25 protein-coding genes are annotated in these 21,414 nt (G+C 52.5%); 9 read left to right on the forward strand and 16 right to left on the reverse strand.

The window, feature by feature from the left end; translation table 11 throughout:
* The first annotated feature begins 71 nt into the window (after positions 1–71).
* Genes trmB through DA718_RS04385 form a run of 3 tightly spaced genes read left to right on the forward strand, consistent with a single transcriptional unit; the run spans position 72 to position 1,887 of the window.
* On the forward strand, positions 72–791 hold the full coding sequence (gene trmB / locus DA718_RS04375; RefSeq protein WP_112217170.1) for a tRNA (guanosine(46)-N7)-methyltransferase TrmB: 720 nt from the start codon (positions 72–74) through the stop codon (positions 789–791).
* Positions 791–1,117, forward strand: a complete 327-nt coding sequence (locus DA718_RS04380; RefSeq protein WP_110273073.1) for a YggL family protein — start codon at positions 791–793, stop codon at positions 1,115–1,117. The genes trmB and DA718_RS04380 overlap by 1 nt, the downstream gene beginning before the upstream one ends.
* A 50-nt stretch (positions 1,118–1,167) precedes the next feature.
* Complete coding sequence (locus DA718_RS04385) at positions 1,168–1,887, forward strand: YggN family protein (protein WP_112217171.1); 720 nt, start codon at positions 1,168–1,170, stop codon at positions 1,885–1,887.
* A gap of 47 nt (positions 1,888–1,934) precedes the next feature.
* Here DA718_RS04385 and DA718_RS04390 read toward each other — a convergent pair whose 3' ends face one another.
* From DA718_RS04390 to DA718_RS04425, 8 genes are all read right to left on the reverse strand, one after another.
* Positions 1,935–3,236, reverse strand: a complete 1,302-nt coding sequence (locus DA718_RS04390; RefSeq protein ID WP_112217172.1) for a TRAP transporter large permease — start codon at positions 3,234–3,236, stop codon at positions 1,935–1,937.
* Entirely contained in the window at positions 3,236–3,739 is a 504-nt protein-coding gene (locus DA718_RS04395) for a TRAP transporter small permease (RefSeq protein ID WP_112217173.1), read from the reverse strand. The genes DA718_RS04390 and DA718_RS04395 overlap by 1 nt, the downstream gene beginning before the upstream one ends.
* A gap of 47 nt (positions 3,740–3,786) precedes the next feature.
* Positions 3,787–4,773 (reverse strand): TRAP transporter substrate-binding protein, encoded by a 987-nt coding sequence (locus DA718_RS04400; RefSeq protein WP_112217174.1) that lies wholly within the window; start codon positions 4,771–4,773, stop codon positions 3,787–3,789.
* A 306-nt stretch (positions 4,774–5,079) separates the two neighbouring features.
* Positions 5,080–6,216: a radical SAM family heme chaperone HemW gene (gene hemW / locus DA718_RS04405; RefSeq protein WP_112217175.1), complete on the reverse strand. Its 1,137-nt coding sequence runs from the start codon at positions 6,214–6,216 to the stop codon at positions 5,080–5,082.
* Positions 6,209–6,802: an XTP/dITP diphosphatase gene (locus DA718_RS04410; RefSeq protein WP_112217176.1), complete on the reverse strand. Its 594-nt coding sequence runs from the start codon at positions 6,800–6,802 to the stop codon at positions 6,209–6,211. The genes hemW and DA718_RS04410 overlap by 8 nt, the downstream gene beginning before the upstream one ends.
* 12 nt (positions 6,803–6,814) lie before the next feature.
* Complete coding sequence (yggU, locus tag DA718_RS04415) at positions 6,815–7,105, reverse strand: DUF167 family protein YggU (protein ID WP_112217177.1); 291 nt, start codon at positions 7,103–7,105, stop codon at positions 6,815–6,817.
* The gene (locus DA718_RS04420) at positions 7,102–7,668 is read right to left on the reverse strand and encodes a YggT family protein (protein ID WP_112217178.1); all 567 of its coding nucleotides are present in this window, start codon (positions 7,666–7,668) and stop codon (positions 7,102–7,104) included. The genes yggU and DA718_RS04420 overlap by 4 nt, the downstream gene beginning before the upstream one ends.
* Positions 7,669–7,685: 17 nt before the next feature.
* Positions 7,686–8,390 (reverse strand): YggS family pyridoxal phosphate-dependent enzyme, encoded by a 705-nt coding sequence (locus DA718_RS04425; protein WP_112217179.1) that lies wholly within the window; start codon positions 8,388–8,390, stop codon positions 7,686–7,688.
* A gap of 16 nt (positions 8,391–8,406) precedes the next feature.
* Here DA718_RS04425 and DA718_RS04430 point away from each other — a divergent pair, with 16 nt between their 5' ends.
* Positions 8,407–9,387 (forward strand): type IV pilus twitching motility protein PilT, encoded by a 981-nt coding sequence (locus DA718_RS04430; RefSeq protein WP_112217180.1) that lies wholly within the window; start codon positions 8,407–8,409, stop codon positions 9,385–9,387.
* A 348-nt stretch (positions 9,388–9,735) separates the two neighbouring features.
* Positions 9,736–10,389 carry a LuxR C-terminal-related transcriptional regulator gene (locus tag DA718_RS04435; protein WP_112217181.1) on the forward strand — a complete coding sequence of 218 codons (654 nt, stop codon included), beginning with the start codon at positions 9,736–9,738 and terminating at the stop codon, positions 10,387–10,389.
* Positions 10,390–10,444: 55 nt separating this feature from the next.
* Here the strand turns inward: DA718_RS04435 and ruvX are convergent, their stop codons facing one another.
* The 8 genes from ruvX to metK form a co-directional block, all read right to left on the reverse strand.
* Complete coding sequence (ruvX, locus tag DA718_RS04440) at positions 10,445–10,861, reverse strand: Holliday junction resolvase RuvX (protein ID WP_112217182.1); 417 nt, start codon at positions 10,859–10,861, stop codon at positions 10,445–10,447.
* The gene (locus DA718_RS04445) at positions 10,861–11,424 is read right to left on the reverse strand and encodes a YqgE/AlgH family protein (protein ID WP_112217183.1); all 564 of its coding nucleotides are present in this window, start codon (positions 11,422–11,424) and stop codon (positions 10,861–10,863) included. Before DA718_RS04445 ends, ruvX begins: the two co-directional genes overlap by 1 nt.
* A 158-nt stretch (positions 11,425–11,582) precedes the next feature.
* Positions 11,583–12,530 carry a glutathione synthase gene (gshB, locus tag DA718_RS04450; protein ID WP_112217184.1) on the reverse strand — a complete coding sequence of 316 codons (948 nt, stop codon included), beginning with the start codon at positions 12,528–12,530 and terminating at the stop codon, positions 11,583–11,585.
* A 20-nt stretch (positions 12,531–12,550) separates the two neighbouring features.
* Positions 12,551–13,282, reverse strand: coding sequence for a 16S rRNA (uracil(1498)-N(3))-methyltransferase (gene rsmE / locus DA718_RS04455; protein ID WP_112217185.1), 732 nt, complete (start codon positions 13,280–13,282; stop codon positions 12,551–12,553).
* 90 nt (positions 13,283–13,372) lie between these two features.
* Positions 13,373–14,080 carry a deoxyribonuclease I gene (gene endA, locus DA718_RS04460; protein ID WP_112217186.1) on the reverse strand — a complete coding sequence of 236 codons (708 nt, stop codon included), beginning with the start codon at positions 14,078–14,080 and terminating at the stop codon, positions 13,373–13,375.
* A gap of 94 nt (positions 14,081–14,174) precedes the next feature.
* A complete protein-coding gene (locus tag DA718_RS04465; protein ID WP_112217187.1) occupies positions 14,175–14,675 on the reverse strand; it encodes a SprT family zinc-dependent metalloprotease in 501 nt (166 codons plus the stop codon).
* 75 nt (positions 14,676–14,750) lie between these two features.
* Positions 14,751–16,145 (reverse strand): sugar porter family MFS transporter, encoded by a 1,395-nt coding sequence (locus DA718_RS04470; RefSeq protein ID WP_112217188.1) that lies wholly within the window; start codon positions 16,143–16,145, stop codon positions 14,751–14,753.
* Between the two features lie 379 nt (positions 16,146–16,524).
* Complete coding sequence (gene metK, locus DA718_RS04475; protein WP_112217189.1) at positions 16,525–17,679, reverse strand: methionine adenosyltransferase; 1,155 nt, start codon at positions 17,677–17,679, stop codon at positions 16,525–16,527.
* A 541-nt stretch (positions 17,680–18,220) separates the two neighbouring features.
* Here metK and DA718_RS31195 point away from each other — a divergent pair.
* The 4 genes from DA718_RS31195 (at position 18,221) to DA718_RS04495 (ending at position 21,379) form a co-directional block, all read left to right on the forward strand.
* Positions 18,221–18,295 (forward strand): hypothetical protein, encoded by a 75-nt coding sequence (locus DA718_RS31195; RefSeq protein ID WP_479684510.1) that lies wholly within the window; start codon positions 18,221–18,223, stop codon positions 18,293–18,295.
* Positions 18,296–18,380: 85 nt separating this feature from the next.
* Positions 18,381–18,527: an acid stress response protein YqgB gene (gene yqgB / locus DA718_RS04485; protein ID WP_130624344.1), complete on the forward strand. Its 147-nt coding sequence runs from the start codon at positions 18,381–18,383 to the stop codon at positions 18,525–18,527.
* The gene (speA, locus tag DA718_RS04490; RefSeq protein WP_112217190.1) at positions 18,520–20,496 is read left to right on the forward strand and encodes a biosynthetic arginine decarboxylase; all 1,977 of its coding nucleotides are present in this window, start codon (positions 18,520–18,522) and stop codon (positions 20,494–20,496) included. Before yqgB ends, speA begins: the two co-directional genes overlap by 8 nt.
* A gap of 151 nt (positions 20,497–20,647) precedes the next feature.
* Positions 20,648–21,379 (forward strand): hypothetical protein, encoded by a 732-nt coding sequence (locus tag DA718_RS04495; RefSeq protein ID WP_112217191.1) that lies wholly within the window; start codon positions 20,648–20,650, stop codon positions 21,377–21,379.
* Positions 21,380–21,414: the final 35 nt, after the last annotated feature.

Raw genomic sequence — 21,414 nt, forward strand, 5'->3', positions numbered from 1 at the left:
CCCTTGCATCCGCCGGGTAACTTTGGATAATGCCCGTTTTCCGAACACTCTCACAAGCAGACTTAACTTTTATGAAAAACGACGTCATATCTCCGGAATTCGATGAAAACGGTCGCCCGCTGCGCCGTATTCGTAGCTTCGTCCGTCGTCAGGGCCGCCTGACTAAAGGGCAGCAGCACGCGCTGGATAATATTTGGCCGGTGATGGGCGTTGAGTTCAACGATGCGCCGCTCGATTTCACCGTGCTGTTTGGCCGTGAAGCGCCGGTCACGCTGGAGATTGGTTTTGGCATGGGTGCTTCGCTGGTGGCGATGGCAAAAGAGAAACCGGAGCAGAATTTCCTCGGCATTGAAGTGCACTCTCCCGGCGTCGGCGCTTGCCTGGCTTCTGCTGAAGAAGAGGGTGTGCAAAATCTGCGCGTCATGTGTCACGATGCGGTTGAAGTGCTGCACACCATGATCCCGGATAACTCCCTTAATATGGTGCAGCTATTTTTCCCTGACCCATGGCATAAAGCACGGCATAATAAGCGCCGTATCGTTCAGCCGCCTTTTGCCGAGCTGGTGAAAAGCAAGCTGAAGCTGGGTGGCGTCTTCCATATGGCGACCGACTGGGAGCAATATGCGGAGCATATGCTGGAAGTGATGTCTTCCCTTGAAGGGTATCGCAACCGCTCTGAGAGCAACGACTATGTACCGCGCCCGGAATCGCGCCCGGTAACCAAATTTGAACAGCGTGGTCATCGTCTTGGCCACGGCGTATGGGACTTAATGTTCGAGAGGGTGAAATAATGGCAACGAATCGTAGTCGTCGTCTGCGTAAAAAAATGCATATCGACGAATTTCAGGAAGTCGGTTTTTCCGTCGCGTGGCGTTTTGCGGAAGGAACCAGCGAAGAGCAGATTGACCAGACCGTCAACGATCTGATTAATGAAGTGATTGAGCCGAATAAGCTGGCGTTTGACGGCAGTGGTTATCTCTCCTGGGAAGGCCTGATCTGCTTGCAGGAAATCGGCAAATGCACCGAAGAGCACCAGGCCATCGTGCGTAAATGGCTGGAAGAGCGTGGGCTTACCGATGTGCGCACCAGCGAACTTTTTGATATCTGGTGGGACTAAGTTTGACAAGGGTCGGCAACTGCCGGCCCGTTTTGTCTTAAGGGAGTTAAATGATGCGCAAAACGCTGTTAGCAGTGGCGCTTTCCGTCACTGCTTTGTCTGCACATGCAGATTACCAGTGTAGCGTCACGCCGCGTGACGATGTCATCCTCAGCCCGCAGCAGGTGCAGGTGAAGGGCGAAAACGGCGATCTGGTGATTAAGCCGGACGGCAACCTGACTTACAACGGAAAAGCGTATTCCCTGAGCGCCGCCCAGCGTGAACAGGCCCAGGACTACCAGGCTGGCCTGCGCAGCAGCCTGCCCTGGATCGATGAAGGCGCACGTACGCGGGTAGAAAAAGGCCGCGCCGCGCTGGATAAAATTATTACCGAACAGGTGGGTGCCAGCAGCAGCATGCATAGCCGCCTGACTAAGCTTGATGCACAACTGAAAACGCAGATGGCCCGCATTATCGAGCATCGCAACGATGGGCTGACTTTCCACTATAAAGCCATCGATCAGGTGCGGGCCGACGGTCAGCAACTGGTTAATCAGGCGATGGGCGGGATCCTGCAGGACAGCATCAATGAGATGGGGGCGAAAGCGGTCCTCAAAGGCGGCGGTAACCCGCTGGAAGGGATCCTCGGCAGCCTCGGTGGCCTGCAAACGGCCATCCAGAATGAATGGAAAAATCAGGAAGCAGACTTCCAGACGTTTGGTAAAGATGTCTGTAGCCGCGTGGTTTCCCTTGAGGATAGCCGCAAAGCGCTGGTGGGCTCGTTAAAATAAGTCTTATCGCGCTACCTGCTCCCGCAGGTAGCGCGATCGTTAATCGATCACATCAGCCCCAGCATCTGCGGAATAAACAGCGAGATCTGCGGAATATAGACAATCATCATCAGTGCAATGAGCAGAGCGGCGTAGAACGGTAGCAGCGGTTTGATTAGCTGCTGAATCTTAACGCCGGAAATCGAACAACCGACGAACAGCGCGCTGCCCACCGGCGGCGTCAGCAGACCGATGCATAGGTTGGCAACCATCATGATGCCGAAATGCACCGGATCCATGCCTAGGTCTTGGGCGATCGGCAGAAAGATAGGAGTGAAGATCAGCACCGCAGGGGTCATATCCATAAAGATCCCGACGATCAGCAGCACGATATTAATCAGCAGCAGAATCACTACCGGGTTCTCGGAAATCCCCATCAGCGCATCGCTAATCATGTAAGGAATATCGGCGTTGGTCATTGCCCACGACATGCCAACAGAGAAGCCAATCAGCAGCAGCACGATAGAGGTCATCACCACCGACTCAAGGATCAGCTTTGGCAGATCGCGCCATTTCACTTCCCGATAAATCAGCACCGACAGAATGAAGGTATAGACCACGGCAATCGCAGAGGCTTCGGTAGCGGTGAAGATGCCGCCGAGGATCCCACCCATGACGATGATGACCAGCAGCAGGCTGGGCAGCGCGTCGAAAAAGGCTTTTGCCGCCTGGGCGCAGGTTGGACGTTCAGAAACCGGGTAGCCGCGTCGTTTAGCAATAAAGGCGCAGACTATCATGATTGACAGGCCCATCAGGATACCCGGCAGGTAGCCGGCCATAAACAGCGAGGCTACCGAGACGCCGCCTGCGGTTAAAGAAAAGACAATCAGCACGTTTGATGGCGGAATTAGCAGGCCCGTGATACAGGAGGAGACGTTAACCGCCGTGGAGAACGCCGGATCGTAGCCTTTCTGCGTCTGGATAGGGTGTAAGGTTCCGCCTACCGCCGCGGCTGCGGCGACTGCGGAACCAGAAATGGAGCCGAACATCATGTTCGCCAGCACGTTAACGTGGCCCATCGAGCCCGGTACCCGGCCGACCATGACCTGCGCCAGGTTTATTAAGCGTATAGCAATCCCGCCGCTGTTCATCAGCGTACCGGCAAAAATAAAGAAAGGAATAGCCAACAGGGCGAAGTTATCCAGACCGTTCGCCAGGCGCTGAGAAACGGTAATCACTGCGATATCCCAGGGGAACATCAGCAGCATCGAACCCACGGTAGCGATACCAATGGAAAAAGAGATCGGTACGCCAATAAAAACCAGAATAAAGAAAGAGCCGAATAGCGTCAGTGCAATATAGCCTTCCATTAGTTTGCTCCTGCTTTAGAGTGCTTGATGTTTTTCAAACCGTTGCTGATAAAGCACAGTGCGTAAAACATCATAATGACGCCGGTAAGCGGTAGGATGAGGTACACATAGCCCATTGGGATCTGCATCGCTGCGGAGACCTGAGCGGTCGACAGCGTTTTTTCAATCAGCTTCACGCCGCCGGTAACAATGACTGAGCCAGCAAAAATAAAGATCAGCAGGTTAATGATGACGCTGAGAAGCGCCTGTTTGTTTGGCTTCAGCGTCATTGCGAGTAAATCGATAGCCAGATGACGTTGAGCGCCGACCGTGTAAGCCGCACCCAACAGGCCAACCCAGATCATCAAAAAGCGCGCCAGTTCGTCGGTCAGAGTACTTGGCTGGTTTAACACGTAGCGGCTGAACACCTGCCAGACGACGCAGACAACCAGCGCCACCATCACGGCGACGGAGAATGCGGCGATCACGCGGTCCACCGCCAGTTTTATGCGGTTAAGTATCATCATTAATTTCCTGGTAAAAACGGGCCAGAAGCTGGCCCGCTAGAGATTTATTCAGCAGCGGCTTCGAATTTGGCCAGCAGAGCGGCCTGTTTAGGATCTTTTTTGAAGTCATCAAACAGCGGCTGTACGGCGGCGCGGAACGGTGCTTTATCGACTTTGATGATTTCGCCACCCATAGCTTTGGCCTGTGCGCGGGTGTCGGCGTCGATCTTCTCCCACAGCTTCTGCTGATAAACTTCGGACGCTTTAGCGGCCTTGATCAGGATTTGCTGCTGTTCTGGCGTGAGCTTGTTCCAGGTTTTGCTGGAGATAACGAGGAAGTCCGGGATTGAAGCATGTTCATCTTCAGAGAAGACCTTAGCGATTTCGATATGACGGGTCTGTACCCAGGAAGGAACGTTATTCTCTGCGCCATCTACCACGCCCTGCTGCATGGCGGTATAAACTTCACCAAAGGAGATCGGCGTTGGCGAACCACCCATTAATTCAATCATTTTAAGCGTGGTCGGGCTGGCCTGGACGCGGATCTTTAGCCCTTTTAAATCTTCCGGCTTAGTGATGGGTTTCTTGGCATAAAAGCTGCGGGTACCGGCAACATAAGCAGAAAGCGCAAAGAATCCTTTATCTTTAGTAGATTCCATTATTTCTTTGCCCACTTCACCAAAGACGACTTTATTGAAATGATTCTGATCGTTAAATAAGAACGGCAAATTATATATCGCGTAGACGTTATCGAATGACTCCAAATCGCTGGCGGAGCCTTTAGTCATATCGAGAGCGCCGTTTTGTAATAACTCCATGGTTTCACGCGCGCTGCCCATCTGGCTGCTGGGGTAAATACGAATCTTCATATTACCGCTGGAAAGTTGGTTAACCTCTTTCGACATCTCCTCAAATGCCTGGTGAACAACGTGGCTACGTTCGAGGTTATGTGCCAGTTTTAACGTAACTTTTTCAGCTGCGCCAGCACCTGAAGAGAGCAGGGCAAGCAGTGATACACACACCAGAGAACGAGAAAAAGAGAATTTTTTCATGAGTCGGCTCCATGCACTTGGGTTAATTGGTCAATATCTAAAGAGTAATCCCGTGTTTCTGTATGACATATTATCCTGGTTGTCCGACACCTTTAAGCTGTCTGACTCACATTTTTTCTCAATGACATAATGAAATGAGGGATTTTGTGCGCTGGGTTATGTTTATTTTTAATAAATTAAGATGGATTTATTTTTATTTTGAATGTGTCTAGTGAGTTGCTCGGAAAGACTCTTGTGAATATTTCGAAAAAAACGAATTATGAATCATCCCGTTATTCTTTAATAACGGGATATGAATTGAGATGTTTATTCGCTAAGGAATAACTCGAGAAGGGAATTTAAAAACAGCTTACCGTGCTCGGTAATTTGCCAGTTATGCTCATCTTCCGTCAGATAACCCTGGGCAATCGCCGCCTCGATTTGCGGGCGGATCGTGCGTTCCTCAAGGCCTGTGTAGCGGCTGAATTCATCACGTGGTGCCGCTTCCAGCAGGCGGAAACGGTTCATAAAGAACTCGAATGGTTTATCGGCGGTTTCCACATCATGCTGGCGTTCGAGGTAGCGGCCTTCCATATAGCCGCGCGGGTGACGAGTTTTTGCCGTTCGCAGAATACGCCCGTCCGGGAAGGTCACTTTGCCGTGCGCGCCGCAGCCAATCCCCAAATAGTCGCCAAAGCGCCAGTAGTTCAGGTTATGTTGGCACTGATAGCCCGGTTTAGCGTAGGCGGAGGTTTCATATTGCTGATAGCCCGCAGCGCTGAGCAAACGGTGCCCCTGCTCGTAAATATCCCACAGCGCGTCATCATCCGGTAGCACAGGAGGACGTGAACCGAACAGGGTGTTAGGTTCGATGGTCAACTGATACCAGGAGAGATGAGGCGGGTTGAGCGCAATCGCCTGACATAGATCGTCCAGCGCCTCTTCCAGAGATTGATCCGGCAGGCCGTGCATTAAATCGAGATTAAAACTGCGCAGCCCCAGTCCGCTTGCCAGGTTTGCCGCGCGCTTCGCCTCTTGTGGGCCATGAATGCGTCCAAGGCGCTGGAGCTTCTGTTCGCTAAAGCTCTGCACGCCGATAGAGATACGGTTGATACCCGCACGCTGATACTCGACGAAACGATCCGCTTCCACGGTGCCAGGGTTGGCTTCCATGGTAATCTCTGCATCTGCCGCCAGCGGCAGACACTCGCGCACGCCATCGAGCAGAGTTTGCATCGCCGGGCCTGAAAGCAGACTCGGCGTACCGCCACCGATGAAAATAGTCCCAATCTCACGTCCCTGTGCATAGGGGGCGTCGGCCCGCAAATCGTTCAGTAGATGTTGAACGTAGTCGTCGTGCGGTACCTCCCCCTTCAGCGCATGCGAGTTAAAATCGCAGTACGGGCATTTTTGCACGCACCATGGAATGTGAATATAGAGGCTCAGGGGTGGCAAATTAGCCATTACGTAATGCTTCCAGTAATAGTTTCAGCGCACGTCCACGATGGGAAATTGCGCTTTTTTCTTCGCGGCTCAGTTCCGCAGCGGTTTTACCTTCCGTCGGAACAAAGAAAATCGGGTCGTAACCAAAGCCACCGTTGCCTACGGCTTCGCGGGCGATTATGCCCGGCCAGCTACCGTGGCAGACCAACGGTGTCGGATCTTCTGCATGGCGCAGATAAACCAGTACGCAGTGAAATTGCGCCTGACGTTTATCGTCCGGAACGTCCTTCAGGGTTTCAAGCAGCTTTTCCAGATTGCGCTGGTCGGTAGCGCCTTCGCCGGAATAGCGGGCGGAATAGATACCCGGTGCGCCGCCTAACGCATCGACTGCCAGGCCGGAGTCATCGGCAATGGCCGGTAACCCAGTGATCTGCGCGGCATGACGCGCTTTTAGAATGGCGTTTTCAATAAACGTCAGGCCGGTTTCCTCGGCTGAATCCACACCCAGTTCGGTTTGAGCGACGATATCGAGGCCGAAATCAGCCAGCAGCGAGGCCAGCTCGCGCACTTTACCGGGGTTGCCGGTGGCGAGAACAACTTTTTGCATAATGAGTCCTGTTTATTCTGTCAGCGCAGCGACCCCGGTCGGGATCTGCTGCGGATGAATGATTTTTACCTGCTTGTGGCGGCCCAGTTCACCTTTCTCAATAAGGACCTGGCTTTTCGCTACGCGGAACTGTTTGGCGAGGAACTTAACCAGATGGGCGTTGGCCTGACCATCAACGGGCGGGGCGGTAATGGCGACTTTAAGTTCGTCGCCATGTAAACCAACGATGCTGTCGCGGCTGGCCTTGGGCTGAATATACAGCCGCAAGACTAACCCGTCAGTGCAGGCTTCGACGGCACTCATAGCGCCATCCATAGCCCCGGAAGCAGAACGTTGCCTGTTGCCTGTAAGAGCTCGGCAATGCCCATATTGATAACGTACAGCAACAGCACCAGCACCATCGGCGAGAAATCAATTCCGCCCATTGATGGCAGCATTCTGCGAATCGGACGCAGTAGCGGGTCAGCCAGCTGCATCAGGACGTATTCCACCGGGCTACGGCCCTGGCTAACCCAGCTCATAATTGCCATCAACAGCAGAACCCAGAAAATCAATGAGCCCATGGTTTTGATGAGGATCAGGAGCGCGGAGATCCAGATAATTGGCTGGAAAGTGACGACCATAAACAGCACGATGGCTTTCACAACGCAAAGAATAAAGGCGACCAGCAGAGAGGCGCTATCGAGCGGCCCCATTGCCGGGATAATGCGACGTAGCGGCCCAACGACAGGCTGCGTCGCTTTCACGATGAATTGCGAAAACGGGTTATAAAAGTCGCAGCGCGCACACTGCATCCAGACGCGTAATAACACGACCATTGTGTAGAGCTCAATGACCGTTGAGAGCAGGAAAGTCAACGTCTTCATGGCGTTCCTCAGATTCCTTATTTTTTGCTGTAGTCGCGCGCGCCGAAAATTGCGGTTCCGATGCGCACCATAGTGCTTCCCGCCGCGATGGCGGCTTCCATATCATCCGACATTCCCAGCGACAACGTATCGACCGTAGGATAGCGTGTTTTTAATCGCGCAAATGCTACCGCCATTTGTTGGGCGACGGCAAACTGCCTTACATATTCTGACTCTGGCGCGGGAATCGCCATCAAGCCGCGTAGCTGTAGGTTAGGCAGCTCGGCGATGTCTGCCGCCAGCGCGTCCAGGGCTTCAACCAGAATACCTGATTTGCTGTGCTCATCGCTGATATTGATTTGAATCAGTACGTTGAGCGGTGGCAAATGGGCTGGTCGTTGCTCGCTAAGGCGAGCGGCGATTTTGAGCCGATCGACGGTATGGCACCAGTCAAAATGCTCGGCCACCAGACGGCTTTTGTTGGACTGCAGCGGACCAATAAAGTGCCACTGTAGACCGGTTGCGCCCACTTCCTGAAAGTGGCGAATTTTTTCAACCCCTTCCTGAACGTAGTTTTCGCCAAAAGCCACCTGGCCCGCAGCCACCGCTTCTTCGATAGCGCTCGCAGGTTTCGTTTTACTCACTGCAAGCAACGTGACTTCTTCTGGAGCACGGCCGCAGCGTGCGGCAGCGGCTGAGATTTTGTCCCGGACCTGTGCCAGGTTATGCGCTATATCGTTCATATACCGAGGATGAGTTATGGAACTGGAAGAAATAGTGGCCCTTAGTGTAAAGCATAATGTCTCCGATCTACACCTGTGCAATGCGTCAGCGCCACGCTGGCGTCGTCAGGGAAAGCTGGAACCTGCGCCTTTTACCTCGCCGGATATCGGTAAAATACTCAATGACTGGCTCAGCGAAGAGCAGTTAATGCAGTGGCAGACCTGTGGGCAGGTGGATTTTGCCCTTGCGCCGGCTGGCGGGCCGCGCCTTCGTGCCAGCGCGTTTGCCCATACTCGTGGTCTGTCGCTGGCATTACGCCTGCTGGCAGAAACTTGTCCTTTACTGGAGGAACTAGGGGCTCCTGCCGCCTTACCGGAAATGCTCAATGAAGAGAGTGGGCTTATTCTGGTCACTGGGGCGACCGGGAGCGGTAAATCAACCACCCTGGCGGCGATGGTTGGTTATCTTAACCAGCGTCTCGATGGTCATATTCTGACGCTGGAAGACCCGGTTGAGTTTATCCATCACAGTGAGCGTTGCCTGATTCAACAGCGGGAAGTTGGCCGCCACTGTCCCTCCTTTGCATCGGCATTGCGCGTCGCGCTGCGTCAGGACCCTGACGTCATTTTGTTAGGGGAACTGCGTGATAGTGAAACGATCCGCCTTGCATTAACCGCGGCAGAGACCGGACATCTGGTGATGGCGACGTTGCATACGCGTGGCGCGGCGCAGGCGGTCGAGAGGCTGGTGGATGTTTTTCCGGCGCAGGAGAAAGAGCAGGTCCGCAGTCAGCTGGCAGGGAGTTTATGCGCTGTACTGGCACAAAAATTGTTTCCGGATACTGCTGGTGGAAGAGTTGCGCTATACGAGCTTTTGGTTAATACCCCGGCTGTGGCGAATTTGATCCGAGAGGGAAAAACGCATCAGCTGCCCGGCGTGATGCAAACCGGGCAGCAATCGGGTATGCAAACATTTACGCAAAGCTTTCAGCAACGTACGGCGGCGGGTCGTTTATAGCTGTATTTTTTATATTCAGACATCTTACCAATGGCTTGTTATGACAATGTTTTATTAATGTTCGGTATCATAATTTTATATTACAGATAAGTACGTAAAATTAAGCCGAATAATGTACGCTATGAAAAAATAATTGACATAAACTTCCCATAACCAGGAAAAAAGTTTGATAATATTTTGACTCTCTTAAGGCATTCGATTTATGCTGTTTGCAGGGATAGGAAAATTCCCATAGAATATTGTTTCAATGTGTAAATGTGGTTTGGATTTATAAATACACTCGTGATCGTATTCTTTTTAATTCATTTAACCGCTATGAAGGCGGGCATCAACTAAGGAGAGTTTTAAGTGATTAATTTTTCTGAGGATTTCATTCGTTCTCACCAGGTTACTTTTATTACTCACCCATCGATTCAAAGCAAAGCATTTGCAACGTATCTGGCTGATACGTTATCTGTTTCTGTCATTTTGCAAAATATTAATAAGCCCCTTGCACAACGTCTTTTGAAAGATTCTGTAATATTATTTGATATTGCTGTTTCAAATAAAAAGTTGAACAGCGTATGGCGTGACATTATTCGCTTACAAGCAGACAATCCTCGTCTGCTGATTATCAATAGCGCACAAAAGTATGAACTCTACGAAATGGCACAGTGGCCTGCGCTTTATGGTGTCTTTCGCCATGACGATGATGAATCGCGCTTAATTGAGGGCGTTAAAGCCGTGTTGAACGGTGAACAGACGGCTGAATTGAGCGTGATGCACCCGGCGATGTATGCCGCGGATCATGCATCGGCACCTACGGAAAGCTCGCCGTTGACTGAACGCGAATGTGAGATTCTTAATGAACTGCGCTGTGGTGCGACCAATATGGATATAGCTCGCGCACTATTTATAAGCGAAAATACGGTCCGCACTCACCTGTATAACGTGTTTCGTAAGCTGAGCGTGAAGAATCGTACCCAGGCGGTAAGCTGGGCGAACGAACATCTGCGTCACTAACGGGTTGAGTCAGGGAAGTGGCGCCAGTTACAGGCTATGGCGCCATTTGTCAGGCTTAGAAACCTTGTTCGAAATAGCTTTCCAGAATAATGACCGCTGAAGCCGAATCGATGCTGCCTTTATTTAGCGCGCGAAATCCGCCGTGTTCAAATAATCCGGCTCGGGCTTCAACGGTGCTCAGACGTTCGTCATGCAACGTTATTTGCACCCCAAAGCGGCCATGTATTTTATTGGCGAAGTTGCGTGCACGTGCGGTAAGAGGCTGTTCAGTACCGTCCATATTAAGCGGCAGACCGACAATAACGGCCTCAGGTTGCCACTCTTTCAGTAATTTTTCGATAATGTTCCAGTCCGGCTTGCCGTCCTGTGCTTTAAGTGCGGGAAGAGGGCGGGCAGTCCCGGTGATGCGCTGCCCGACTGCGACGCCAATACTTTTGGTGCCAAAATCAAAACCCAATAAGGTTCCGCTCATTATGCATGTCCCGCTTCGGCTGGCATTGTCACGATATCGATACCAATCAGCTTCGCTGCATCGCGCCAGCGGTCAGCTATCGGTGTTTTAAACAAAATATTCTGATCGGCCGGAGCGGTTAACCAGGCGTTATCCAATATCTCTTGCTCCAGTTGGCCTTTCTCCCAGGAAGCATATCCCAGCGCGACCAGCACGTTACCAGGCTGCTTGTCCGTACCCAGTGTTTCCAGTACGTCGCGGGAGGTGGTTATCACCGTATTATCAGAGATACGGATGCTGGATGAGAAATCGGATGGTGGTGAATGCAGGATAAAGCCCCGGTCTTCAGCCAGAGGCCCGCCGAGCATAACCGGTTTATCCAGGCGGATATCAGGGTTACGCGGATCGGGCGCGATTTTTAACTTCTCCAGGATCCCTTCAACCAGCAGATTTTCCATCGGTTTATTGATAATAATGCCCATGGCACCGTCATCGTTATACTCGCAGATATAGACTACGGAGCGACGGAAAATCGGGTCCTGGAGAGCAGGCATGGCAATTAGAAAGTGATGCTGTAAATTCATTGTCAGAGGTTCTGTTCCTGGTTCAAAAAAGCAGCACCCAGTATGCGGGTAACATGCAAGGCTGTCGATTCAACTTTATCTTTCAGGTTACAGGGGCATTGAATCAACTTGAGTGATCTTTCGGGCTACAGGCGCGGGCCCGTAGCCTGAAGCCACGCTTATTTATTGATGCGCTTCTCGATGGCGTCCATCAGCATACCGGTAATGGAAATCGGGAATGCGGCTTCGATTTCACGTACGCAGGTCGGGCTGGTGACGTTAATTTCCGTCAGGCGATCGCCAATGATATCCAGACCCACAAAGACTAACCCTTTAGCTTTTAGCGTTGGGCCGACGCGGCGGGCGATAGCCCAGTCGCTTTCAGTCAGCGGGCGCGCTTCACCGCGACCACCTGCTGCAAGGTTACCACGAGTTTCGCCACCCTGCGGTATACGGGCCAGGCAGTAAGGTACGGGTTCGCCATCAACCACCAGTACGCGCTTATCGCCATCTTTAATGGCTGGCAGATAGTTCTGCGCCATGCAGTAACGGCTGCCGAGTTCGGTTAATGTCTCGGTGATCACGCCAAGGTTAGGGTCACCTTCTTTAACGCGGAAAATCGATGCGCCACCCATGCCGTCCAGCGGCTTGAGGATGATATCGCCATGTTTTTCCCAGAAGGCTTTCAACTGAGTTTTATTACGGGTGACCAGCGTTTCCGGGGTTAATTCGGAGAACCAGGCGGTAAATAGCTTTTCGTTACAGTCGCGCAGGCTTTGCGGCTTGTTGACGATAAGCGTTCCTTTTTCTTCGGCACGCTCAAGAATATAGGTCGCGTAGATAAACTCAGTATCGAACGGCGGATCCTTACGCATCAGAATTACGTCGAGATCCGCAAGCGGCAGATCCTGCTCGCTGTTGAATTCATACCATTTATCGTAGTTTTGCTCGACGCTCAGCGTGCGCGTACGGGCGCGGGCTTCACCGTTTATTAAGTACAGATCGTTCATCTCCATATAATGGAGTTCATAGCCGCGACGCTGCGCTTCCAGCAACATGGCGAAGCTGGTGTCTTTCTTGATGTTGATGGTTGCGATGGGGTCCATCACGATGCCGAGCTTAATCATTATTCTTCTCCGTTAACGCCTCAACCTAAGTCGCCAAAACGCACTTGCAGGGCGGTGATGGCAGTGAGCGCAGTTGTCTCTGTACGCAGAACGCGCGGTCCCAACAGGATATCAGTAAACTGGTAGCGAGCGGTCATCGCTATTTCTTCCGCCGACAGGCCGCCTTCCGGGCCAATCAGCAGGCGAACACGCTCGACCGGCAACGGCAGCGTGTTAATGCTGGCGCTGGCCCGGGGATGCAGATTGAGCTTCAGGCCCTCGTCCTGTTCCGCACACCAGGCTTCAAGCTGCATTGCCGGGCGGATCTCCGGCACCACGTTGCGACCGCTCTGCTCGCAGGCGGCAATGGCGATTTTTTGCCACTGCTGGATCTTCTTCTGCAAACGTTCGGCATCCAGTTTAACGCCACAGCGCTCGGAAAACAGTGGCGTTATGAGGCTTACACCAAGTTCGATCGATTTCTGGATGGTGAATTCCATTTTTTCGCCACGGGACATTACCTGACCTAAATGGATATGCAGCGGGGATTCGCGGTTATCGATTTTGCTGCTCTGTACTTCAACCAGAACATTTTTCTTACCGGCTTCGACAATGACCGCTTCGAAAACCTGATTACTGCCGTCAAAAAGCTCAATTGCCTGACCTTTACCCATACGTAAAACGCGACCGACATGGTTAGCCGCGTCGTCGGAGAGGGCAATCTGATTACCCGTCGTAATACGTTCCGGGTGATGGATGCGAGGAATGCGCATGCTTGATATTCCGTTCTTCGCGCAGATGTTGTCTTCCCCCATCAGGGGGGAAGAGTGAAGCTGCAAATTAACAATTGCCGCTAGTGTAGGTTAGCTCTTTTGCGCCTGGCAAGCCTGCAGGACGTAAGGATTATGGTTACCCTGGACTTTCGCAATGCGCTCGTCGCGCTGACACTCCCAGGTCGTCACCGGATACTGCTTATCCCAGGCGGTAAACAGCTGGGTTTGCTGGCGGGAAAGGTTTAGCTGATAGCGGTCGCGCATATAGAAGTAGGTGCGCGCGATAGAACCGCGGGCGCGAACCGGCGGCTCGGCGACTTTGTCTTTGAAATCAACCTTCATGGCGCACTGACCATACTGGCCTTCGCCCCCGTTCCACTGGCTGTACATAAAATTGGCGCGATCGCCATTGACCTCGCCAACCGCGGGTTGCAGGTTATGCATGTCGCTTTCCATCTTGCGATACTCCGGGTCTTTGGCGCAGTTTTTCCGTCCACCGTCCTGCCAGCATTGACGCTGGTGGCCGAACTGCCAGGCCGGAACGACGTGCTCCCACTCAACCCGGCTGGCGCGACTTTCATTTTTACGCACTTTATAGCCACAAGATTCCAGGTCGATAACGCCCTTTTTCCCCTGCCAGTTGATTTTACAGCCGCAGTAAAAATCGCCGGGGACGTCGGCGTTAACTTTGACTCCAGCAGCCTTGGCCTGAGAAAAACTGTTGATTCCTTCGGCCGTAAGCGGGCCACACGCCGTCGCGCTGAGAAACGCGACAGTAAAAATATGAATGCGGGACATCGTGAACTCCATGTCAAAACGAGCCCGCAACGTAACGAATGTGATTGTCTGACGCAATCAGTCAGATCAGAAAACTTCCAATTATTTCCGGGGATTACTTTTCTGCCACCAGTACGTCACCACAGCGAACGCAGCGATAGGTGGCCTCCCCGCGAACCACGCGATTGTGGCGGCGGACGGTTAACTGATGCTGCTGACACTGGCAACGGTAGGTGAAGGTGTTTTTGCGTACCGAGTCGAGTTCAAAACGATGGGTGCGCAGGGCCGGGACGCCCAGTACGTTCTCCATCATCCATTTCCACTCTCTGCCGTGCGGTGCGACGCGGCCAAAGTGCTTCCACACCAGCAGATGTGCCAGCTCGTGCGGGACGACCTCGTCGATAAATGCCTGTTGGTTTTCCATCAACAACACCGGGTTAAGGCGAATTTCGTTTTTTTCCAGCCACGCGGTACCGGCGGACGTTCCGCGCTGCTGATAGACCAGTACCGGTTCAGGGTAATGTTGTCCCAGTTTGGCATTAGCTTTGGCCAGATTCTCGCGCAAGCTGCGCATGACGGCCTGTTGAAGGGCAATGGGAATTCGGGGTGTTTTCATAGCGCCAGAGGATAGTGCGGCAAGAAGTCGAGAGCAAGAAGAAGCTTCCTCCCGGGCGGGAGGAAGCCTGTCGGGTTAGTCGCGAGCGCCGATTTCGCGCAGTTTACGGCCTTTCATCAGGTTACGTTCGATATGTTCCAGAGAGACGTTTTTCGTTTCCGGAATCAACCACAGCGTCAGGAAGATGAACAACACGTTCAGACCGCCATAGACCCAGAAGGTGTTGGCGCTGCCCAGCGAGTTCAGCATGGTCAGGAAGGTTGCACCAACGATCATATTGGCAATCCAGTTGGTTGCCGTTGAGCAGGTGATACCGAAATCACGCCCTTTCAGCGGCTGGATTTCTGAACACAGCACCCAAATCAGCGGACCGGCGCTCATCGCAAAGCCGACGATAAACATCAGTAGCATCAGCACGGCAAAGTACTGTGCGGTGGCTGAATGGATGCCAATATGCATCATGCTGCCCAGTACGCCCATACCGACGGCCATCACGATAAAGCCAAGGATCAGCGTGGGTTTACGACCCCAGCGGTCAACCAGACCAATGGCAATAAAGGTTGCCAGAACGTTGGTCAGACCGACGATCACCGTACCCCACATCTGTTCGGTGGTATTGGCATAGCCTGCCAGTTCAAAGATTTTCGGCGCGTAATACATGATGACGTTCATACCGGTGAACTGCTGCATCACCTGCAGCAGAACGCCGAGGAACACCGCGCGACGGAAATTGCTGTTTTCTTTAAACAGCGACCAGCCGGATTGTTTTACCTTCAGGCTTTCGCGGATCTCATCCAGTTCGCGTTTTGCTTCAGCGCTGGTGTCCCGCAGGCGCAGCAGCACGCGTTCGGCATCGACAAAGCGGCGCTTAGCGGCAAACCAGCGCGGGCTATCCGGCAGGAAGATGACGCCAATCAGCAGTAGAATCGCCGGGATAATGATGACGCCCAGCATCCAGCGCCATGCACCGCTGTAGCTGAAAGCGGTATCTGAAAGATAAGCGCCGAGAATACCAATGGTGATCATCAGCTGATACATCGAAATCATACTGCCGCGAATTTTTTCCGGCGCGATTTCAGACAGATACAGCGGAGCGGTGTAGGACGCGACGCCAACCGCCAGCCCGAGCAGCACGCGGGAGATCAGAAGCACTTCAACGTTCGGAGCGGCCGCCGAGAACAGCGAACCGGCAACGAACAGGATAGCGCCAATCATCAGGCTTTTTTTGCGTCCGAGTTTGAAAGAGAGCCAGCCGCTACCGACTGCGCCAACGGCGGCGCCGAACATCATTGAGCTCACCACCCATTCCTGGGTATGAGCGCTTATCTGAAACTCGTTGGCAATAAAGGGTAAGGCACCCGCAATCACACCGATATCAAGGCCGAACAGCAGGCCAGCCAGTGCGGCGAGGAAGCAGACAAAGAACGTCATTGTCTTGTTCGAGCGCCCTTGTTTTTTGTTGTCAGGCATAACGCCCTCCAGTTGAGTTATTGATTCTGTCGATGGTTAGGGTAGGGAAGTCCGTAGTAAAAAAATGTGATAGCAGTCACGTCAGTGTAATCGGTTACACTAGCGTAAAGAAACGTAATGCATTTAATTTTATTAGAATCAGTAACTTATATAAGTTTAGGCGAAGAAATTAAAAATGCTAATCAGAGTTTCCTGAAATATTGTGTAACACAGTGATGCATTATTGCATTGAGAGCATTTCAGGATGAAAAGTTCGCTCCGTAAATGATGTAATCGCTTTCATTTGGCTTTTGCTACAGAGAGAGGAATGGCGCTGTGAGGAAGTGAAAAAATAAAAAGGCCAGCACGCGGCTGGCCTTAAAAGCGAGGAGAGCGGGACTTATTTCAGACCGGCCGCTTCGCGCAGCTGGGCTGCTTTGTCGGTTTTTTCCCAAGGGAAATGTTCACGGCCAAAGTGGCCGTATGCTGCGGTTTCTTTGTAGATCGGGTGCAGCAGATCCAGCATCTGAATCAGGCCGTACGGACGCAGATCGAAGAACTCGCGAACCAGCAGAGTCAGTTGTTCAGAAGCGATTTTCTCAGTGCCGAAGGTTTCAACCATGATGGAAGTCGGTTCCGCAACGCCGATAGCGTAGGAAACCTGAATTTCGCAACGGTCAGCCAGACCAGCCGCCACGATGTTTTTCGCAACATAGCGTGCAGCGTAGGCTGCAGAACGGTCCACTTTTGATGGATCTTTACCGGAGAATGCGCCGCCGCCGTGACGAGCCATGCCGCCGTAGGTATCAACGATGATTTTACGCCCGGTCAGGCCGCAGTCGCCCATCGGGCCGCCGATGACAAAACGGCCTGTTGGGTTGATGAAGAATTTGGTTGCGCTGGTCAGCCACTCGGTCGGCAGAACCGGTTTGATAATCTCTTCCATCACCGCTTCCTGCAGCGATTTCTGATCGATGCTTTCGGCGTGCTGGGTAGACAGAACAACCGCATCAATACCGACAACTTTACCGTCGTCGTACTGGAAAGTGACCTGGCTTTTCGCATCCGGGCGCAGCCACGGCAGAGTGCCATTTTTGCGAACTTCAGCCTGACGCTGCACCAGACGGTGAGCATAGGTGATCGGCGCTGGCATCAGTACATCGGTTTCGTTGGTGGCGTAGCCAAACATCAGGCCCTGGTCGCCCGCGCCTTGTTCCAGCGGATCGGCACGGTCAACACCCTGGTTGATGTCCGGAGACTGTTTGCCGATAGCGCTCAGTACCGCGCAGGAGTTGGCATCAAAGCCCATATCGGAATGCACGTAGCCAATTTCACGGACCGTGTTACGGGTGATCTCTTCGATATCAACCCATGCGCTGGTGGTGATTTCACCGCCAACCAGAACCATGCCGGTCTTGACGTAGGTTTCACATGCTACGCGTGCTTTCGGATCCTGCTCGAGGATCGCGTCCAGTACGGCGTCGGAGATTTGGTCAGCAATTTTGTCTGGATGCCCTTCTGATACGGACTCGGACGTAAAGAGGTGTTTTGCCATGTTTTATTTCACCTGTGGACGATTCGGGTAGCTCATACTGTTGTGTAGAGAGGCTTTGACGGATGACCCTACCAAAGCTTGCAGGTAGTGACACGAGCAGTCTGAGTGTTAATCAGTATAGATGGATTAACTTCTGGATGGCTATTTTAGGGCAGTTGTTGACCCCATTTCCAGCCTTTTTTGATATTCGTCGCATTTATGGGAAAACCGTGGTGGCAATTTTTCCTGACAAACCCCGGTAACGCGCATATTTTTATTTTGCTTTTTACCCCGCTTCTCGGTATAAAACGCCGCGCGCGGCTCATTAAAAAGCGCACGAGCACTCTTCTCGTGACGCCACTTCCAGCCGGGTTAAGCAGTCTGTGTTTACAGAGTCCCGTAGCAGCGTTTGCGCTGGCTGTTCGGAATGTCTAGCTTTGGCTTGTCGCTGGCCCATGTCGGGGCAGTGTGGAGGTGATCCTTAATAATGAACCCACGTTTTTTGCCTGATTCGTCGCGTCGTTCCGTCGCGCGTCACTATCCCGCAAGCTGCATCTCTCTCATGCAAACCAGCCGATGCTCTACCCATCTCGGCGCTTCTCAGGATTCCAGGGCCGGCTGGCGATTGGAAAACTGAACAAGGGCGCTCTTGCTATCGCAAGGGTTTTCTCGTGGTTTCTCCGAACTGTCATACTCCGTTCGGGTACGTGTTTTACGATGATATGAATAAGAAACCGGTCGCGCAGTCGCGAGACCAGCACTATCTGCTGGGATTTAGGACTGTTCATGGGTTGTTATCGCTTCTTCGGATTGCGATAGTAGTCAACTGTTTTACACTTGTTACTAAATTTGAGGTTCGCTATGTCTGACGACATGTCTTTGTTTTCGCCTTCGTCAGCAGGCGAACACGGTGTACTACGTTCCATGCAGGAGGTTGCGATGAGCTCCCAGGAAGCCAGCAAGATGCTACGTACTTATAATATTGCCTGGTGGGGTAATAACTACTACGACGTTAACGAACTGGGCCATATTAGCGTCTGCCCGGATCCTGACGTCCCGGAAGCGCGCGTTGACCTCGCCGAGCTGGTGAAAGCGCGTGAAGCGCAGGGCCAGCGCCTGCCAGCGCTGTTCTGCTTTCCGCAGATTCTGCAGCACCGCCTGCGTTCGATTAACGCTGCATTTAAACGCGCGCGTGAATCCTATGGCTATAACGGTGACTACTTTCTGGTTTATCCGATCAAGGTTAACCAGCATCGCCGGGTTATTGAGTCGCTGATCCACTCCGGTGAACCACTGGGTCTGGAAGCGGGCTCAAAAGCGGAACTGATGGCGGTCCTGGCGCACGCGGGCATGACCCGTAGCGTGATTGTTTGTAACGGTTATAAAGACCGTGAATATATCCGCCTGGCGCTGGTGGGTGAAAAGATGGGTCACAAGGTCTATCTGGTCATCGAGAAAATGTCGGAAATCGCTATCGTGCTGGAAGAAGCCGAGCGCCTGAACGTGGTGCCGCGCCTTGGCGTGCGTGCGCGTCTGGCATCGCAGGGTTCCGGAAAATGGCAGTCATCCGGCGGCGAAAAATCGAAATTTGGCCTTGCGGCAACGCAGGTTCTGCAACTGGTTGAGATCCTGCGTACGGCAGGGCACCTGGACAGCCTTCAACTGTTGCACTTCCATCTCGGTTCGCAGATGGCCAATATTCGTGATATTGCCACCGGCGTGCGTGAGTCATCGCGCTTCTACGTTGAGCTGCATAAGCTGGGTGTCAACATTCAGTGCTTCGACGTTGGCGGCGGTCTGGGCGTGGACTATGAAGGTACCCGTTCGCAGTCCGATTGTTCGGTGAACTACGGCCTGAACGAGTACGCTAACAACATTATCTGGGCGATTGGCGATGCTTGTGAAGAGAACGGCCTGCCGCATCCGACGGTGATTACCGAGTCGGGTCGTGCGGTGACTGCGCATCATACCGTGCTGGTCTCTAACATTATCGGCGTTGAGCGTAACGAATACACCGAAGCGACTCCGCCTGCACAAGACGCAGCGCGTCCACTGCAAAGTATGTGGGAAACCTGGCTGGAAATGCACGAGACCGGCAACCGCCGCTCGCTGCGCGAATGGCTGCATGATAGCCAGATGGACCTGCATGATATCCACATTGGCTACTCCTCCGGCACCTTTAATCTTCAGGAGCGCGCCTGGGCCGAGCAGCTGTATCTGAATATGTGTCATGAAGTGCAGAAGCAGCTCGACCCGAGCAACCGTGCGCATCGTCCGATTATTGACGAGCTGCAGGAGCGGATGGCGGATAAAATCTACGTCAACTTCTCACTGTTCCAGTCGATGCCGGATGCCTGGGGTATCGATCAGCTGTTCCCGGTGATGCCGCTGGAAGGGCTGAATATGGTGCCGGAACGTCGCGCGGTACTGTTGGATATCACCTGTGACTCCGATGGGGCGATTGATCACTACGTGGATGGCGATGGCATCGCAACCACTATGCCGATGCCGGAGTACGATCCGGAAAATCCGCCAATGCTGGGTTTCTTTATGGTCGGTGCCTATCAGGAAATTCTCGGCAATATGCACAACCTGTTCGGTGATACGGAAGCCGTCGACGTGTTTGTGTTCCCTGACGGTAGCGTGGAAGTTGAGCTGTCCGATGAAGGGGATACTGTGGCGGACATGCTGCAATACGTGCAGCTAGACCCGAGCACGTTGCTGACTCAGTTCCGCGATCAGGTGAAAAACTCAGGCCTCGACGAAGCGCTGCAGCAGCAGTTTCTTGAAGAGTTCGAAGCGGGATTATATGGATATACTTATCTCGAAGATGAGTAATTAAGAGTATTCCGCTTGATGACCGATTTATTTTTATAAATCGGTCATCTCATTCTGAAAAGAATCTTAATCGTTAATTACCCTCTTTTTTTATTTTTAAATATCCCTACTATTGCTGTGTAATTTATTCATGACAGCAAAGGAAGTGGATATGAAGGGATTTAAAATTAAGAGTTTACTGGTCAGCATGTTTTTGCTTTTAGGCGGCTGCGCTGGGCAGATGCACTCCAACCCATCCATGCATTCCGAAGTGGGCACCACGTGGGGGGGCGACGTAAATTCAACGGTGACGGGCGTCTCAGCTGAGCGGGCAGAGCGTGAGCCCAGTGAAATCATTCTGATAAATTACTCTGCTAAATACCAGCCGGGGTACGATCGTGTTTATAGCATTCGTATCAGTAATCTTGAATATGCTATTCGTGATGCAAATTTTAATTCTATTCCAATTACTCGTCGTTATGACTCCTACACTGGACAGTGGCAGTATATTATCCCGGCGACCGTGGGGATGAACTATCAGCTATACGTGCGTAATTTCAGTCGTGATACGAATTATGAAATTGTCGCGACGGTTGATGGCCTGGATGTGTTGAGCGGTAAACCTGGCTCTCTGAATAATAGCGGTTATATTGTTAATGCTGGTGATTCACTGGCGATTAAAGGGTTCAGAAAAGATAAGCATACCGAGGCGGCGTTCCAGTTCTCTGATGCCTCTGATTCCTATGCGGCTAACTCCGCGCAGGGAGACGTCCGTAATACCGGTGTGATTGGTTTTGCGGCGTTTGCATTACAGGGGCCTGCTGCGAAAACGTTGCCGCCGTGCTCAGCCCAGGCTTTCCCGGCAGACAGCAACGACTATGCGCCGCCGCCTTGTCGTAAATAAACGCTTTGCTTGAAGCCGGGTAGTTTTAGGGCGAT

Source organism: Klebsiella huaxiensis, from assembly GCF_003261575.2.
GTDB lineage: Bacteria > Pseudomonadota > Gammaproteobacteria > Enterobacterales > Enterobacteriaceae > Klebsiella > Klebsiella huaxiensis.